Source organism: Kineobactrum salinum, from assembly GCF_010669285.1.
GTDB lineage: Bacteria > Pseudomonadota > Gammaproteobacteria > Pseudomonadales > Halieaceae > Kineobactrum > Kineobactrum salinum.
In genome coordinates, this window is the sequence record NZ_CP048711.1 from 4,095,984 (window position 1) to 4,111,181 (window position 15,198).

Consider the following 15,198-nt stretch of genomic DNA (forward strand, 5'->3'; position numbering starts at 1 on the left):
AGCTGTCCTTGTTGCCGGCTCGCGCGCAGCGCTGCCGGCCGCAATCAGGAATACCCCGTTATGAGAATCGGAGTCGATGTGGGCGGTACCAATACCGATGCCGTGCTGATGCGCGGCGACAAGGTACTCGCTTCCTGCAAGAAGCCCACCACATCCAACGTCAGCGACGGTATCGTGGCCGCGATCGAGACTGTACTTGGTACCTCGTCCGTGCCCGCCTCTGACGTTCGTGCGGTGATGATCGGTACCACCCATTTTACCAATGCCTTCGTGGAGCGACGCAACCTGCTGGATGTCGGTGTTCTGCGCGTCGCGCTGCCGGCGGCACGGGGTATTCCACCGTTGATCGACTGGCCGGAGGCGTTCCTTGCCGAAATCGGAAGCCACTGTGAAATGGTGACCGGTGGTTATCATTTTGATGGGCGGCTGAATGCGGCAATGGATGAGCGCGCTGTGGCCGCCGCGGCAAGGACCTTCCAGGACAAGGGTATCCGTTCGGTGGCGGTAACCGGCCTGTTCTCACCGGTCAACCCCAGCATGGAGGAGCGTGCCGCGGAAATCCTGCGGCAGGAAATGGGCGACGATGTGGCCATCACCCTGTCACACGAGATTGGCCGCATCGGTCTGCTGGAGCGGGAAAACGCGACGGTGATGAACGCCTGCCTGGTGGATATGTCGCGGCAAGTGGTGGCGTCCTTCCGGCACGCCCTGAAAACCCTTGGCATCACTGCGCCGTTCTATATCAGCCAGAACGATGGCACCCTGATGGACTCCGGCATGGTGGAGCGCTACCCGGTGCTGACCTTTGCCTCCGGTCCCACCAACAGCATGCGCGGGGCGGCTTACCTGTCGGGCCTGCAGGAGGCACTGGTGGCGGATATAGGAGGCACCACCACTGATATTGGCATGCTTTGCAAGGGCTTTCCCCGTGAGTCTTCCGTCACGGTGGATATAGGCGGCGTACGCACCAATTTTCGCATGCCGGATATCCTGGCGTTGGGCCTGGGCGGTGGTTCGCTGGTTCGGGAGCAGGGCAGCGGCATCACGATTGGGCCGCGCTCAGTCGGTTACCAGCTTACGCAGAAAGCCCTCGTATTCGGTGGTGACACGCTCACCGCCAGCGATATCGCCGTGGCGGCGGGTTACGCGGATTTCGGCGACGCTACGCGGGTCAGGCATCTCTCCGCCGATCTCATCGAACAAAGCGTGGTGGAGATCCATCGTAAGATCGCCGAGGGCATCGACCGTATGAAAGTCAGTGCCGAACTCGTGCCGCTGGTGCTGGTGGGGGGCGGCTCGGTACTGGTGGATCGTGATATCCCCGGCGTATCGGAGGTGGTAACCCCGAATCATGCCGGCGTGGCCAATGCTATCGGTGCTTCCATCGCCCAGGTGAGTGGCGAAATTGATCGTGTGTTTTCCTACGAGGAACTGGGGCGTGAGGCTGCCCTGGCGACAGCGACGGAGGAAGCGGTGAAGAGGGCGCGCCACGGCGGCGCGGATCCGGAGACGATCAAGGTAATCGATATTGAGGAGCTGCCCCTGGCATATGTTCCCGGCGGTGCCGTGCGACTTCGGGTAAAAGTCGCCGGCGCATTGGCGTTTGATCAGGAGCAGCCATGAAACTTTCGGTCGAGGACTTGCAGGATGTGGGGCGCGGTGCGGCCTTTCTCGGTACGGGCGGGGGCGGGGACCCCTACATAGGCCGGATGCTGGCCACCCACGCCATACGAGAATACGGCATGCCCGAGATTATCGATGTCGAGGCGCTGGACGACGATGCCGCGGTCTACACCATAGCCATGCTGGGCGCGCCGACGGTGCTGGCGGAAAAAGCTGCCTGTGGTGACGACGTGGACCTGGCGCTGTCGCGCATGGAGAAATACACTGGCAGGAAAGCCGACGCGATCATCCCTATAGAGATCGGCGGCGTGAATTCCATGCTGCCGATCATGGCCGCGGCCCGCACTGGCCTGCCACTGGTGGATGCCGACGGTATGGGGCGTGCCTTTCCAGAAATACAGATGGTCAGTTTCAACATCTACGGCGTGTCCTGTACGCCGCTGGTGATGACCGATGAACATCTCAATTCGCTGGTAGTGGAAACGGGGCATGCGAAGCGCGCGGAGGATCTGGAGCGGGTGGCCTCCATTGAGATGGGCTGCAGCGTGATTTTGTCTTCCTACCCGATGACCGGCCGGCAGGTGAAGGAAACCGCGGTACGCCAGACCATGACTCTGGCGCTGGAGATAGGCCGGGCCATCCGCCGCGGTCGTCGCGCCGACAACCCCGTGGGCGAGCTGAGCCGCTACCTGGCAACCACGCCCTATTATTCCCACTGCAGGGTGCTGTTCGACGGTAAGGTGGTTGACCTGCGCCGCGAAACTACCCAGGGTTTCGCCCGGGGCCATTGTACGCTGCAGGCTCTGGATGGCGGTGCCGGGGAAATGGAAGTGATTTTCCAGAACGAACACCTGATCGCCCGGGAGGACGGCCGGGTGCGCGCCATGGTGCCGGACCTGATCTGCATGGTGGACAGCGATACTGCGGAACCGGTACCGGTCGAGGCATTGAAGTACGGCCAGCGCCTGAAGGTGATGGGGGTCAGTGCGCCTCCCATTCTACGCACCCCCGAAGCCCTTGAAATCATCGGACCCCAGGCATTCGGCCTGAACGAGACCTTCGTGCCGGTGGAAGAGCTTTGAGAGTCCCGCGGAATCCACCATCGATCAACACCCGGAGACGAATAACATGAAAACACATATCCATGTCATTACCCCTATCATCACCGAGGGATTCCGCAGTGAGGAGGATCTGCGCGCCTGCGAAGGGCCCGAGATCACTGTTACCCAATGCGGTATAGCGTACGGTCCGGCCTCCATTGAATGCGAGTTCGACGAGGCATTGAGTGTGCCCGGTATACTGGAGAAGGCCATCGCGGCGGAAAGAGAAGGCGCCCACGCTGTGGTTATCGACTGCATGGGCGACCCTGGCCTTGCCGCTTGTCGCGAGGCATTGAGCATCCCGGTGCTGGGGCCGCTGCAGGTGGCCGCTCACGTGGCGACCATGCTCGGGCACCGCTTCACCTTCATTACGGTACTGGACCGGCTGCGGGCGATGATAGACCACCTGGTGGCAGGTTACGGCCTCACGGGCAATTATGCTGCGTTCCACGCGGTGGATGTGCCCGTGCTGGACATTGCCCACGACACCCGCAAACTGGGCAGTCTTCTGGGCGAAAAAGCCCTGACCGCGGTCCGGGACGATCATGCCGGCGCGGTTATTCTCGGTTGCACCGGGTTTATGGGCCTCGCCGAGGTGGTAACGCAAACGCTGCGTGAAGAGGGGCTGGAAGTACCGGTTATCGACGCCATACCTCTGACCATTCGTATGGCCGACGCGCTGGTGCGCTGTGGCCTGACACACAGCAAGCACATCTATCCCGCGCCGGGGAAGAAGGAGATTCGAGGGTACGACAACCTGCGTTGAAGCGCTGCCGGCCGCCGGGCTCAGATCAGCCGGCGCCGCTGGGCCACGGATACCGCCTGCAGCCGGCTCTTGACGTTGAGCTTGGCGAAAATATTGCGCAGGTGAAAGCGCACCGTGCTGTCCGAGACATCCATCTTGCGTCCGATCAGCTTGTTGGAGTAGCCGTGAGAAAGCTGCTGCAGCACTTCGATTTCGCGGTCGCTGAGCAGTTGTACCACTTCATCGACACCGGCCTCCTCTTTTTTCAGCCGTTCGACAATCTCCCGCGCCGCAGCGCGTTGCTGGTGCTTGGCTGAAGCCCCGGCCATCTGTTCTATATAGCGTTCAACGAGTTGTGTCATCCGCGGCGCTTCGTTGAGAAAATCGCGGATGAATCCGGAATCCCGATACAGGGCGACGGCATTGTCCAGGTGCTCCATAACAGTGTCTTCATGACCGGCAAGATCGCCGGTTACGGCGCCGAGGATTTCAAACTTCAACAGCGCCCGCCGGTGTCCGGCGTGCCCGGCCTGGGCGGTGAAGAAAACCAGGTGATCCTGCGCCTCGTCGTACCGGCCCTCGCGCACCAGCAGCCGGATGATGGCAGGCACCACCACGAAGCGTTCGCGCCAGGCCACCTGGGTGAAATCCGCATCGCGGTAGTGGATGATGTCGATCTCCGATGCATCCAGCACTTCGCGGGCCGTGTCAATCTGATCCGCCTTTATCAGTAGTTCCGTCCACAGTCCGGTGAGCAGCTTCTCCAGACGGTCGAGCCGGTGTCTGCCGGCATAGGCGAAGGCCTGCTCCACCACCGCCAGCGACGCCTCCAGGCCGCACTGCGCGTATTCCAGGTGGGCGACGGTGGCGTAACCGGCGGCGTAGATATCGAACCAGGCTTCGTGGCGTTCCAGCTGGATGGGAATGTTGGCCACATTGCGGTAGGCGGTGCCGTCGTTACCGGTTTCAAAGTTGAGCTCCGTCATGAAGATCGAGGCGGCGAGTTTAATATCCTGGTCGTCGCTGAAGTGCCGTCGCGCCAGCTCCATGGCAGCCTTGTAATAGTGTTCCGCCTGCGCACCGTCGCCCTCGGAGAAACTGATGTCCCCGAGATGAAAATACAGGTACAGCGCGCCGAACAGCGACCCGCCGGCGAAAAACGCGGGCAGGCCCAGTTCCGCGTAGTGGCGCGCCTTCGCAAAATTTCCGCGCTGCAGGTAGGCGACACAGAGAATCGTGCAGTGCTGGCCCAGTGCCACGGAACCGTCTTCCGGGGTGAGCCGCCGCGCGCATTCCTCCAGTGCGTCGCAGACGTTGTCGGCGATCTCGCGGCCTTCGTAGATCGACAGCAGACTCTCCATCACCAGTCTGTCACGGGCCAGCGGCGCGTCGGGGTCGCCATCCCAGGGTCTACTGTCGCAGTGCAGCGGCCCGACGGTGGCATCGAAGATCCGGCGTGCCTCGAACACGTTGCCCTTTTTTACGTGAAGCAGAGCCTGGATCATCGACAGCAGCGGGTTGCTCAGGATGAAGGCCTCGTCAAACAGCTCCATGATGATGCGCAGCCGGCTCAGTCCCTCGTGGGGCCAGATAAACAGACCCCCGGCGCGGGCCACAACTTCGAGAGCCTGTTCGGGCTGTCCCGCCAGGATGTAGTGCCGCACAGCCTCTACGAGATCACCTTTGTTGTAGAACCACTCCGCCGCCCCCGCATGCAGAGTCCAGAGCCTTTCCGGAGAAGTGCGACGCAGCCTTTCAAGCAGTTGTTCACGGAATACCGGATGCAGGCGGTAGCTCGATTCCACGGAGTCCACCGGTAGCAGTAATGCGTCCAGCGCCCGCGCTTCGCTGAACAGCGTCTGGCTGTTTTGTGCCTTGCGCAGGTGATCCGCCAGCGAGGTGTCGATGCGGTCTACGATGGCAATGTCCATCAGGAAGGCCTGCAATTCCGGGCTCAGCTTGCTGATCACTTCCTCCGTCAGATAGGCCGTGACTGTGCTGTGGTCCGCCCTCAGCCCCTGCAGCAGTTTGTCAATGTCGTGATCGAGCCCCGCTGCGCTGTGAATCATCTGTACCACTACGGGCCAGCCCTCGGTCAGGGCGTGGATCTGCTCGATGGTCGACTGGCGGTAGTTTGCTCCCAGCAATTCCTGCAGCTCCACACGGGAGAAACGCAACTGCTGCGCACCGTAACGGATGGCTTCGGCGCGCGCCTCCAGGTCAGCGGTTTTCAGGCAGGCATCGTCGCGGGTGGCAATGGCTATATGCATGTTTTCCGGGGCGTACTGCAGTAGCGGTGTGATTACCTCGTCGATGCAGTCCTGATCGAGATTTTCGAAATCGTCGAACACGAATACGACTTTCTCCGTCTGCTCGGCGATAATGTGAAGAATCAGGCTGATAAAGTCGCGGCGAAAACTCGCTGAGATTGCTTTCGATCCTGGTACCGCCGGCTCGCAGGTCCAGCCCGTTCTCGTGCAGGGAATAGAGAATGTAGGTAAGAAGCTGGTTGACGGCATTGTCTTCTTTTCCCAGGGAGAGCCAGCAGACACGGTGGCCCTCATCCAGCAGCTTCCTGCGCCAGAGCGAGAGCAGGGTGCTTTTGCCGTAGCCCGCCGGGGCATGCACCAGCGATAGCGTGGCGTCGGTGCCCCGTGCCATGTCATGGATGATGCTTTCGCGGTTCAGCATTTCCATCCGTTGCCGGGTGGGGGACACCTTGGAGCGAATAAGCCAGATCGGGAAAAGGTCCGTTGTGCGTCCTCTCTTTGCCGGTTTCATTGTACGCCGCCTGCCGTCGCCCCGGTCACTGATACCACATCGGGCAAGTACCCGTGGCACCGGTAAAGTCATATTGCAGCGTAATGGCCGCGAATGGAACCCGGACTGTCTTTATGGACAGGTACTCCGTTTGCGCCGGGCCATGCGGGCTGTCCGCGGGCGAGGTTGAGCCCGCCCGCTGCATCAGCGACTATACACCGTTGATTACAAGCGGGGTACAGAGAGTGTCACAGGGGAATCAGGCCGTACCGCGAGCGGCGGAACCGGCGCAGGCCTTCTCCCAAGGGAAGGAACACGCCGTGGAGCCGGTACCGCGCGAGAAGACTGTGCACGGCCTGCGGGTTGCGCTGGTATTGATCGGTATCGCGATTACCATTCCCGCCTTTTTGACCGGTGCCGAGCTCGGCCTGTCCATGGGGCTGAGCAGGGCAGTTCCGGTGGTGCTTGCCGGCGGTGCGGTACTCTGTGTGATCGGCTGTTTCGTAGCGGTCATTGCGGCGCGAACCCGGTTGACCACTTACGCCATCATCGAGTACGCCTTCGGTGTCATGGGGGCGAAAGTGGTGAATGCCGTGATCGCCCTGACCGTGTTTGGTTGGTTCTCGGTTACCGCAGCATTTTTTGGTATATCCATTCAGCAGGCATTGCGGGAATTGTGGGATATCGCCTTCAACCTGGATCTGCTGATTGTCGTGGGTACGGTGCTGGTGGTCGCGACGACCCTGTTCGGATTCCGCGCCATCAACCGGCTCGCGCTGGTGGCGGTGCCCCTGTTGTTCCTCGTGCTGGTCTGGCTGGTTTACCTGGCGCTTGAGAATACGAATCTGGCCGAGTTGTTGCAGTACCAGGAAACACAGATGCCGGCGGGCCGCGGTATTACCGCGGTGGTGGGCGGGTTTATCGTCGGCGCCGTAATAATGCCGGATTTCTGCCGCCACGTGCACAACACAGCCCATGGTTTGCTCGCCGCTGTGCTGCATTTCGGGGTGGCGTATCCGCTGATTCTTATCATGCTGACGCTGGTTTCCGTGGAATCGGGCCAGCGTGACTTCATGAGCATGCTAGCGGCGCTGGGGCTGGGCCTGGTGGGGCTGCTGGTGCTGGTGTTCGCCACCTGGACCACCAACACCGGCAATCTGTACTCCAACTCCCTGGTGCTGAGAACAATATTCCCGTCGCTGTCCCACTACTGGGCCATTATTGGCATCGGCGCCGCCGGCGCGCTGTTCGCGGTGATGGGTATCACCCGCTACTTCATCGACTTCCTGGTCGTGCTGGGGGTATCGATTCCGCCAGTGGCCGGTATCTATATTGCGGATTACTTCGTTGTGCGCCGGGGACGGTATCCCGCGGCGGGAGCGCCCAGGGAGGGTGCGTTCAACTGGCAGGCCTTCGTGGCCTGGGTTGTCGCCACGCTCGTGGGGTGGGTTGCCGCAATCGATATGATCACAATTACCACAGTGCCAGGGAGTGATGCGATTGTGGTGGCGTTTGTGCTTTATCTGTTGATGAAGGGGACGGCGAGGCCGGACCAGATTGGAGTTTTGTAAGCCCGGAATCTTTCGCTGCGCATAAAATGCCATATCGGCGCCGGATTGGAGCAGGTGCTGAACTTCATGCTGCTTCTGCGGCAATAAACGGGTGGTTTTCTGGGCCTTGCCTGCTTCAGTCCTCCCAGGGGGCGAGGCAGGAAAATATGAGTCCAGTCTCAAGGTGTGCCACTTCAGGGCGCGTCGTCAGGGCAACCATCGCGAAATCGCGCAAAGCATTGGAGTCCTGGAGCCCGACATGCACAAGAAAATCATCGGCGCCGGCAACGTGGTAGAGGCGCAGGACCTCGGGAAGTTCCAGCACATAATCCCGGAACGCAGCGACATCTGCTGCAGTGTGCTGTTTCAGGCGCACTGCGATCAGAGCCTGCAGGCCCATGCCCACTGCGGACATGTCCACTTCGGCCCGGTAGCCGCGGATGATGCCGGCGCGCTCCATCTGCCGAGTCCGCACCAATGTGGTCGAGGGCGCCAATCCCACCCTGCGTGCCAGCTCCTTGTTGCTGATCCGTGCATTGTTCTGCAATTGCCGGAGGATTTCGAAGTCTGTTCTATCCAAACCTGTTTCTGCCATGATTACCAAATATTCTTCGTCGTTTAAATATTCTAACAAATATAGTCCATATTAAGCACTATTGGACAGAATGTTGTCCTTCCATAGCCTGCACGCCGGAGCCGCGCCATGACCCGCCATGACCCCGTTGAAGCCCTCGCCAGCCTGCGCCATGAATTTGGTGAGCACGGTGGCGTCAACATGTCCATCGAGGCCAGTTCGACCTTCACGGTTGTCGATCCGGCGACCATGCCGGATATCTTTGCTGGCCGGAAAAGCCCCGAGAGCGGCGGTTGCTATCTCTATGGCCGCCACTTCAATCCCACGGTCTACCACCTCGGCCGCCAGCTCGCGGCCCTCGAAGGCACGGAGGCTGCCTACTGCAGCGCCAGCGGCATGGGCGCAATCTCCGCAGTCATCTTTGCGCTGTGTAACGCGGGCGACCATGTAGTGGCGAGTCATACGATCTACGGTGGTACCTGGGCACTGCTCAATGATTTCATGCCAGCCAAGACTGGCGTACGCACGAGTTTCGTCGATACCACCAACCTGGCTGCGGTGAAGAACGCAATCACCGACCGGACCCGGCTGCTTTACGTGGAGAGCATGTCCAATCCGACGTTGCGCGTGGCTGACATTCCCGCGCTCGCCGCCATCGCGCATGAAGCGGGGATTCCACTGGTAGTGGACAATACCTTCTCACCATTGGTGCTGTCCCCGGCACGTCTGGGCGCCGATATTGTTGTGCATAGCCTGACCAAGTTCATTGGCGGCGCCTCCGACCTCATCGGCGGCGCGGTCTGCGCCAGTGGCGAGTTTATCGGCAGTCTCATGGACCTGCATACAGGGCCACTGATGATCCTCGGCCCCACCCTGGACCCGTCTGTAGCCGCCAGTGTCGCCCTGCGACTGCCACACCTGGCGCTGCGCATGGCGGCTCACGGGGAGCGCGCCCTGGCTCTCGCCGAACGTACGGAGATACTGGGGGTAACCGTCGCGTATCCCGGCCTCCCGGGGCATCCGGACCGGGCGCTGCTGGAGCGCCTGCGCCATCCGGATTTCGGCTATGGCGGGCTACTGACCATCGATGCGGGTACTGAGCAGAAGGCCATGGCGCTGATGAACACGCTGCAGAACGATCACCAGTTCGGCTATGTGGCCGTGAGCCTGGGCTACTTTGACACGCTCATGTCCTGCTCAGCCTCCAGCACCTCCAGCGAGATGCCGGAGGAGGCGTTGCTGAACGCCGAGATCAGCCCCGGGCTCGTGCGCATGGCCATAGGTTACAGCGGCAGCCTGGAACAGCGCTGGGTGCAGTTGGAAACAGCCCTGCGGGCTACCGGGCTGGCACCAATGCGGTGAAAGCCGGGCAGCCAACCGGCACGCACACCTTACCCCCTGCTGCTCCCGCGCTGCCGGCGGCATGTCGCCTGACGAAGCAAGCAGACGTGGCAAGCGAGCGTTATTCCATCCCGATAACACATTCCTTGGCGTAGCCAGATGGCCTCGCGCTGGATATTGGGGCAGGGTATGCGCACAGGAGCCAGCCCCGGCTAAACCATCGTCACCATTTCACTTTGCTCGAAACGGACCTTGGGAAGATCTGCGCCGGCATCTTCCGGATCGCGTCGGCCTATGGCGCAGATCACCGAGGCAGTCAGGTTCAGGTCAGCCAGGCCCAAAACCTGGTCGTAGCCCTTGGGTTCAAAACCTTCCATCGGACCGCCGTCTATCCCCATAAGCGCGGCGCAGGTGAGCATGGTTCCCAGCGCGATATAGGTCTGCCGGTGCGCCCATTGCAGGTTCTGTTCCGGCGTTCTGGCTGCCAGCGTCTTCTTCATTCGATCAGACAGTCGCTGCAAGTCGCTCACTGGCACTCCGCGCACCTGGGCAAACCGCTCTATATAGTGGTCCACTATTTGCTCTCCCGGCGCTGTCTGGGCAGCAAATACAATCAGGTGTGAACAATGCACCACCTTTTCCTGCCCCATCGAATGGGGTAGCAGGCGCTGGCGCATGTCTTCAGACGCCACAACGATCAGCCGGTAGGGCTGCAGGCCGAAGGACGAAGGGCTCATGCGGGTGGCGGTCAGCAGTTGTTGCAGCTGTGCCTCGCCAATCCGTTCATCCGAAAACTTCTGCACTGCGTAACGCCAATTCAATGCTTCCAGTACCTCCATCTCTTCTCTCCTTGTCCGTTTCAGGTATCATGCTGTTGGGAACAGGATACTGTGTGGCAGAGGAAACTGCATTTATATCGGTCGGGAAAGAGCGGCTTTTATTACAAGCCTGAGCTGGATGGTGTCGTGCCTGGAAGCTCTTGAGGCTGTTCCAGGACGGTACTGCACCAGGTCCCCCGAGGGATATGCGCTTGACGCAACGGCAGTAAACTGTTTTGGGCAATAATTTTGGCGGATTTGGCAAGCGAGCTGCAGTCATCACCGCTATATTGTCCAGTTGATTGCGCCCGCGGTGAGAGACCCGGGCAATGCGGCGACAATTCCGGCCTCATCTCGCGAGTCAACGGTGCTGAACAGGCCGGTCTGAACCACCATTCCGTGCGGAGTATTTCATGATCACGCTCAATATCAATGGCCAGGAAATGCCGGTGGAAGCGTCCCCGGAGACGCCGCTGCTGTGGGTACTGCGCGACACTCTGCAGCTCACCGGAACCAAGTATGGTTGCGGGATGTCGCTGTGTGGCGCCTGTACCGTACACATGGATGGCAAGGCGGTGCGCTCCTGCGTGACACCGGTTTCCGCTGCCGCCGATGCGAAGATCCAGACCATCGAAGGCGTCGGGGAGGGTGCGGCGGGCAAGGCGGTGCAGCAGGCCTGGGAGCAACTCGACGTGGTGCAGTGTGGCTACTGCCAATCCGGCCAGATCATGAGTGCCGTGGCACTGCTCGAAGACAACCGCGTGCCCTCCGATGCCGATATCGATGAGGCGATGGGTGGCAACGTCTGCCGTTGCGCCACCTATGTGCGCATTCGCGCAGCCATCCACGAAGCGGCGAAATCGCTGGCCTGAACAACAAGGTGAACCCGATGACACGGTCTATCGAAAACGAAAGCCGTCGCCGTTTCCTGCAGGGGGCCACAGGCCTCACGCTGGCCCTGTATTTTCCCTGGGCCATGGCCAGGAACCCGGAATCCGGTGGGACTCAGGCGGCACGCTTCGAGCCCAACGCCTTCCTGCGCATCGGCGAGGACAACAGCGTCACGGTGGTCAGCAAGCACCTGGAAATGGGGCAGGGCACCTATACCGGGCTGGCGACCATCGTCGCCGAGGAGTTGGATGCGGCCTGGTCACAGGTGCGCGTCGAGAGCGCGCCCGCCGACAATAGCCGCTACAACAATCTGCAGTGGGGCCCGATGCAGGGTACCGGCGGCAGCAGCGCGATCGCCAATTCCTGGGAACAGTTGCGTCATGCCGGGGCCTCGGCCCGCGCCATGCTGGTGGCTGCGGCCGCCCAGCGCTGGCAGGTGCCGGCGCAGGAGATTGCCGTGGCGGGGGGCGTACTCACCCACGCGGCCTCGGGCAGGCAGGCGAGTTTCGGAGAACTGGCCAGCGCCGCGGCCGAACAGGCCGTGCCGGAGCAGGTCGAACTCAAGCAGCCCGCCGATTTCAAGCTTATCGGCCAGCCGCTGCGGCGCAAGGACTCGGCCGCCAAGACCAACGGCAGCGCCGTCTACACCCAGGACATCCACTTGCCCGGCATGCTGACCGCGGTCGTCGCCCACCCGCCGCGTCTCGGCGGGGTAGTGGCGTCCGTCGATGCGAAGCCGGCAATGGCCATCGACGGCGTGACTGATGTGGTGCAGATTCCCTCTGGTGTCGCCGTGCTTGCCCGGGACACCTGGACCGCCAAGCGCGGGCGCGATGCCCTGGACATAAAATGGGACGAAAGCGCCGCGATCAGGCTCAATTCAGAACAGGCCTTCGAGCGTTTCCGGCAGCTGGCCGCATCTCCGGGCGCGGTGGCACGGCAGGACGGCGACGCGGAGACCGCACTGGCGGGAGCTGAACAACTGCTGGAGGCGGAGTACGATTTCCCCTACCTGGCCCACGCGGCGATGGAGCCGATGAACTGCGTGATCCGGCTGGCAGAGGGCCGCTGTGAAGCCTGGTACGGCGCGCAGATACAAACCCGGGATCAAGCCCAGCTGGCCGCACTGTTCGGTCTGGAACCGGAACAGGTCAGTATCCATACGCTCTACGCTGGCGGCAGTTTCGGCCGTCGTGCGAGCACGAGCTCCGATTACATCGTCGAGACCGCTCACATCGTCAAGGCCATCGATGGCCGCGCCCCGGTGAAGCTGGTGTGGCTGCGCGAGGACGATATGCAGGCAGGGTCCTACCGTCCGATGTTCCACCACCGGCTGCGGGCAGGCCTGGATGGGCAGAGCATGCTGGTGGCGTGGCAGCACCGGCTGGTGGGGCAATCCATCGCTGCCGGGACAGGGTCCGATGCCGGGGGCGGTGTCGATCCCAGCTCGGTGGAGGGGGCTGCCAATCTTCCCTACGCCATTCCCAACATGCTGGTCGACCTGCACACCCCGACCGATATCGGCGTGCCGGTGCTGTGGTGGCGTGCGGTGGGTTCCACCCATACCGCGTTCTCAACCGAATGCTTTATCGACGAACTGGCGCAGGCGACGGGCCGCGACCCGGTCGCCTGGCGGCTGGCGATGCTGCAGGAGCACCCGCGCCATGCCGGCGTACTGAAGCTGGCGGCTGAGCAGGCCGGTTGGGACACGCCACTGGCGCCGGGCCGGGACGGAGAGCGTCGTGGTCGCGGCGTGGCGGTGCATGAGGCATTCAACTCCTATGTCGCCCAGGTGGCGGAGGTTACGGTACAGAGCGACGGCAGCTATCGGGTGGACCGGGTGGTGTGCGCGGTGGATTGTGGCATCGCCATCAACCCCGATGTGATCCGCGCCCAGGTCGAAGGCTCGGTCGGTTTTGCACTCTCTGCCGCAATGAGCGAGGCCATCACGTTTACTGACGGCAAAGTGGACCAGTCCAACTTCCACAATTACACGCCGCTGCGTATTGCCGACATGCCCCGCGTCGAGGTGCATATTCTGCCCTCTGCGGCGGCCCCGACCGGGATTGGCGAACCGCCGGTCCCGCCACTGGCACCGGCCCTGGTGAATGCGCTGGCCGCGGCCACCGGCAAACGCATCCGGCGCCTGCCGATCGGCGACCAATTGGCCGGTTGATGCCACCGCAAACCGGGAAGCCTGCCTCGCGGGCAGGCACAGGCCGGGTTGGCGCCGCATTACGCCCTGTCCTGACCGGCCCTGCGACAAGGGCTCGCCAGCCGTGCCGATGTGGCTGGCGGGGGCCATTGCCCCTGTAATCTGCGCGCCAATCCTGATAGGCTGCGGCGCACCTTTTGGCTCAGTAGAGGGCTGCTGCCCATGATCTTGTCGCGCTCGATTTCCGCTGTTTTGTTCACCGCTGCAATGACATTACCGCTCGCGCCCGGGCCGGCGCTGGCCGCTGGCCCCGGCGGTCTCAGCGAGGCCAGTATCGAACACGCCCGCACACTGCGGGACCAGGCGATGGCCGGTACCATGGCCTATGACATCGTGGAATCGGTGACCACCGAGGTGGGGCCGCGGCTGGCCGGCACCGAGGCGGAGGCAAGGCCCGCGACTGGGCGGTGGCCAAACTCAAGCAACTGGGATTTGACTCGGTGCGGGTCGAGCCCTTTGAAATGCAGACCTGGATGCGCGGCGAGGAGTCGGCGGAACTGATTAGCCCCTTCCCGCAGCCGCTGGAAATCACCAGCCTGGGCGGCTCAGTGGCCACACCGGAGCAGGGCCTGGAAGGGGAGCTTGTGCCCTTTGCCAGTCTGGCCGAGTTGCGGGCTGCAGCGCCCGGCAGCCTGGACGGCAAGATCGCCTATGTCGGCCACGCCATGCAGCGGACCCAGGACGGCTCCTCCTACGGCTTTTACGGCGAGTTGCGCCGGGTTGGCGCCAGTGTGGCGGCCGGGAAGGGCGCGATCGCGGTGTTGATCCGCTCCATTGGCACCGACAGCCACCGCTTTCCACACACCGGCCAGATGAACTACCAGGACGACATGCCCCGCATCCCGGCGGCGGCATTATCCAACCCGGATGCCGACCAGATCGAACGCGTGGCGAGCCGCGGCCAGCCGATGCAGCTGCGGTTGAAGATGATGCCGGAGGTCGTGGGTACAACCGAGAGTGGCAATGTCATTGCCGAGATACGCGGCCGGGAGAATCCGGAGGAAGTGGTCATCATCGGCGGCCACCTGGACAGCTGGGATCTTGGCACCGGCGCGATTGACGACGGCGCCGGTGTGGCTATCACCACCGCCGCGGCCAAGCTGATCCTGGATGCGGGCAAGCGGCCGCGGCGCACGATCCGCCTGATCCTGTGGGGTGCGGAGGAAGTGGGCCTGCTGGGCGGACGCGCCTACCTGGAGCGGCACCGGGACGCGCTGGAACAGCAGTTGATCGGCAGTGAGAGCGATTTTGGCGCCGAGCGGGTGTGGCAGCTGACCGCACAGGTATCAGAGCAGGCCCAGCCGGTGGTGGACCTGATCGGTGAACTGCTGGCGCCGATAGGCGTGGCCCGCGGCGACATGGACAAGCCCGGCGGCGGCCCCGACCTGATTCCCATGGTAGAGGCGGGCATGCCCACCCTGCGCCTGGTGCAGAACGGCACGGACTACTTTGACCTGCACCACACCCATGACGATACCCTGGACAAGATCGAAGCTGCCGCGCTGGACCAGAACGTGGCCGCCTTCGCGGTCTTTGCCTGGCTGGCGGCGGACAGCAACGTCAACTTCCGCCAGTAATTGC

Annotated in this window: 12 protein-coding genes; 8 read left to right on the plus strand and 4 right to left on the minus strand. The window is 62.4% G+C overall.

The window, feature by feature from the left end:
• Positions 1–60 precede the first annotated feature (60 nt).
• From G3T16_RS18105 to G3T16_RS18115, 3 genes are read left to right on the plus strand one after another with little or no spacing between them, the layout of a single operon-like run.
• Entirely contained in the window at positions 61–1,623 is a 1,563-nt protein-coding gene (locus G3T16_RS18105) for a hydantoinase/oxoprolinase N-terminal domain-containing protein (RefSeq protein ID WP_163496448.1), read from the plus strand.
• Positions 1,620–2,705 (plus strand): DUF917 domain-containing protein, encoded by a 1,086-nt coding sequence (locus G3T16_RS18110; RefSeq protein WP_163496449.1) that lies wholly within the window; start codon positions 1,620–1,622, stop codon positions 2,703–2,705. Before G3T16_RS18105 ends, G3T16_RS18110 begins: the two co-directional genes overlap by 4 nt.
• A gap of 46 nt (positions 2,706–2,751) precedes the next feature.
• Positions 2,752–3,489, plus strand: a complete 738-nt coding sequence (locus G3T16_RS18115; protein ID WP_163496450.1) for an aspartate/glutamate racemase family protein — start codon at positions 2,752–2,754, stop codon at positions 3,487–3,489.
• Between the two features lie 20 nt (positions 3,490–3,509).
• Here the strand turns inward: G3T16_RS18115 and G3T16_RS22885 are convergent, their stop codons facing one another.
• The gene (locus tag G3T16_RS22885) at positions 3,510–5,738 is read right to left on the minus strand and encodes a LuxR C-terminal-related transcriptional regulator (protein ID WP_332102901.1); all 2,229 of its coding nucleotides are present in this window, start codon (positions 5,736–5,738) and stop codon (positions 3,510–3,512) included.
• Positions 5,689–6,249 (minus strand): hypothetical protein, encoded by a 561-nt coding sequence (locus tag G3T16_RS22160; protein WP_232059154.1) that lies wholly within the window; start codon positions 6,247–6,249, stop codon positions 5,689–5,691. The genes G3T16_RS22885 and G3T16_RS22160 overlap by 50 nt, the downstream gene beginning before the upstream one ends.
• 299 nt (positions 6,250–6,548) lie before the next feature.
• Between G3T16_RS22160 and G3T16_RS18125 the strand changes: the two genes are divergently transcribed.
• Entirely contained in the window at positions 6,549–7,799 is a 1,251-nt protein-coding gene (locus G3T16_RS18125) for a cytosine permease (protein WP_163496452.1), read from the plus strand.
• Between the two features lie 115 nt (positions 7,800–7,914).
• On the opposite strand, the gene G3T16_RS18130 is transcribed toward G3T16_RS18125, so the two are convergent.
• Complete coding sequence (locus tag G3T16_RS18130; RefSeq protein ID WP_197911739.1) at positions 7,915–8,358, minus strand: Lrp/AsnC family transcriptional regulator; 444 nt, start codon at positions 8,356–8,358, stop codon at positions 7,915–7,917.
• A 123-nt stretch (positions 8,359–8,481) separates the two neighbouring features.
• Here G3T16_RS18130 and G3T16_RS18135 point away from each other — a divergent pair, with 123 nt between their 5' ends.
• Positions 8,482–9,714 (plus strand): aminotransferase class I/II-fold pyridoxal phosphate-dependent enzyme, encoded by a 1,233-nt coding sequence (locus tag G3T16_RS18135; protein ID WP_163496454.1) that lies wholly within the window; start codon positions 8,482–8,484, stop codon positions 9,712–9,714.
• 191 nt (positions 9,715–9,905) lie between these two features.
• On the opposite strand, the gene G3T16_RS18140 is transcribed toward G3T16_RS18135, so the two are convergent.
• Positions 9,906–10,532 carry an NAD(P)H-dependent oxidoreductase gene (locus tag G3T16_RS18140; RefSeq protein WP_163496455.1) on the minus strand — a complete coding sequence of 209 codons (627 nt, stop codon included), beginning with the start codon at positions 10,530–10,532 and terminating at the stop codon, positions 9,906–9,908.
• Positions 10,533–10,924: 392 nt separating this feature from the next.
• Between G3T16_RS18140 and G3T16_RS18145 the strand changes: the two genes are divergently transcribed.
• The 3 genes from G3T16_RS18145 to G3T16_RS18155 all read left to right on the plus strand — a co-directional run bounded on the left by G3T16_RS18145 (position 10,925) and on the right by G3T16_RS18155 (position 15,194).
• Positions 10,925–11,383: a (2Fe-2S)-binding protein gene (locus G3T16_RS18145; RefSeq protein WP_163496456.1), complete on the plus strand. Its 459-nt coding sequence runs from the start codon at positions 10,925–10,927 to the stop codon at positions 11,381–11,383.
• A gap of 17 nt (positions 11,384–11,400) precedes the next feature.
• Entirely contained in the window at positions 11,401–13,578 is a 2,178-nt protein-coding gene (locus G3T16_RS18150) for a xanthine dehydrogenase family protein molybdopterin-binding subunit (RefSeq protein ID WP_163496457.1), read from the plus strand.
• A gap of 446 nt (positions 13,579–14,024) precedes the next feature.
• Complete coding sequence (locus tag G3T16_RS18155; protein WP_232059155.1) at positions 14,025–15,194, plus strand: M20/M25/M40 family metallo-hydrolase; 1,170 nt, start codon at positions 14,025–14,027, stop codon at positions 15,192–15,194.
• Positions 15,195–15,198 lie beyond the last annotated feature (4 nt).

Excerpts from the sequence above, each read along its gene's own strand:
- G3T16_RS18105 (WP_163496448.1), top strand. The coding sequence starts at position 61 with ATGAGAATCGGAGTCGATGTGGGCGGTACCAATACCGATGCCGTGCTG.
- G3T16_RS18110 (WP_163496449.1), top strand. The coding sequence starts at position 1,620 with ATGAAACTTTCGGTCGAGGACTTGCAGGATGTGGGGCGCGGTGCGGCC.
- G3T16_RS18115 (WP_163496450.1), top strand. The coding sequence starts at position 2,752 with ATGAAAACACATATCCATGTCATTACCCCTATCATCACCGAGGGATTC.
- G3T16_RS22885 (WP_332102901.1), bottom strand. The coding sequence starts at position 5,738 with ATGCATATAGCCATTGCCACCCGCGACGATGCCTGCCTGAAAACCGCT.
- G3T16_RS22160 (WP_232059154.1), bottom strand. The coding sequence starts at position 6,249 with ATGAAACCGGCAAAGAGAGGACGCACAACGGACCTTTTCCCGATCTGG.
- G3T16_RS18135 (WP_163496454.1), top strand. The coding sequence starts at position 8,482 with ATGACCCGCCATGACCCCGTTGAAGCCCTCGCCAGCCTGCGCCATGAA.
- G3T16_RS18140 (WP_163496455.1), bottom strand. The coding sequence starts at position 10,532 with ATGGAGGTACTGGAAGCATTGAATTGGCGTTACGCAGTGCAGAAGTTT.
- G3T16_RS18145 (WP_163496456.1), top strand. The coding sequence starts at position 10,925 with ATGATCACGCTCAATATCAATGGCCAGGAAATGCCGGTGGAAGCGTCC.
- G3T16_RS18150 (WP_163496457.1), top strand. The coding sequence starts at position 11,401 with ATGACACGGTCTATCGAAAACGAAAGCCGTCGCCGTTTCCTGCAGGGG.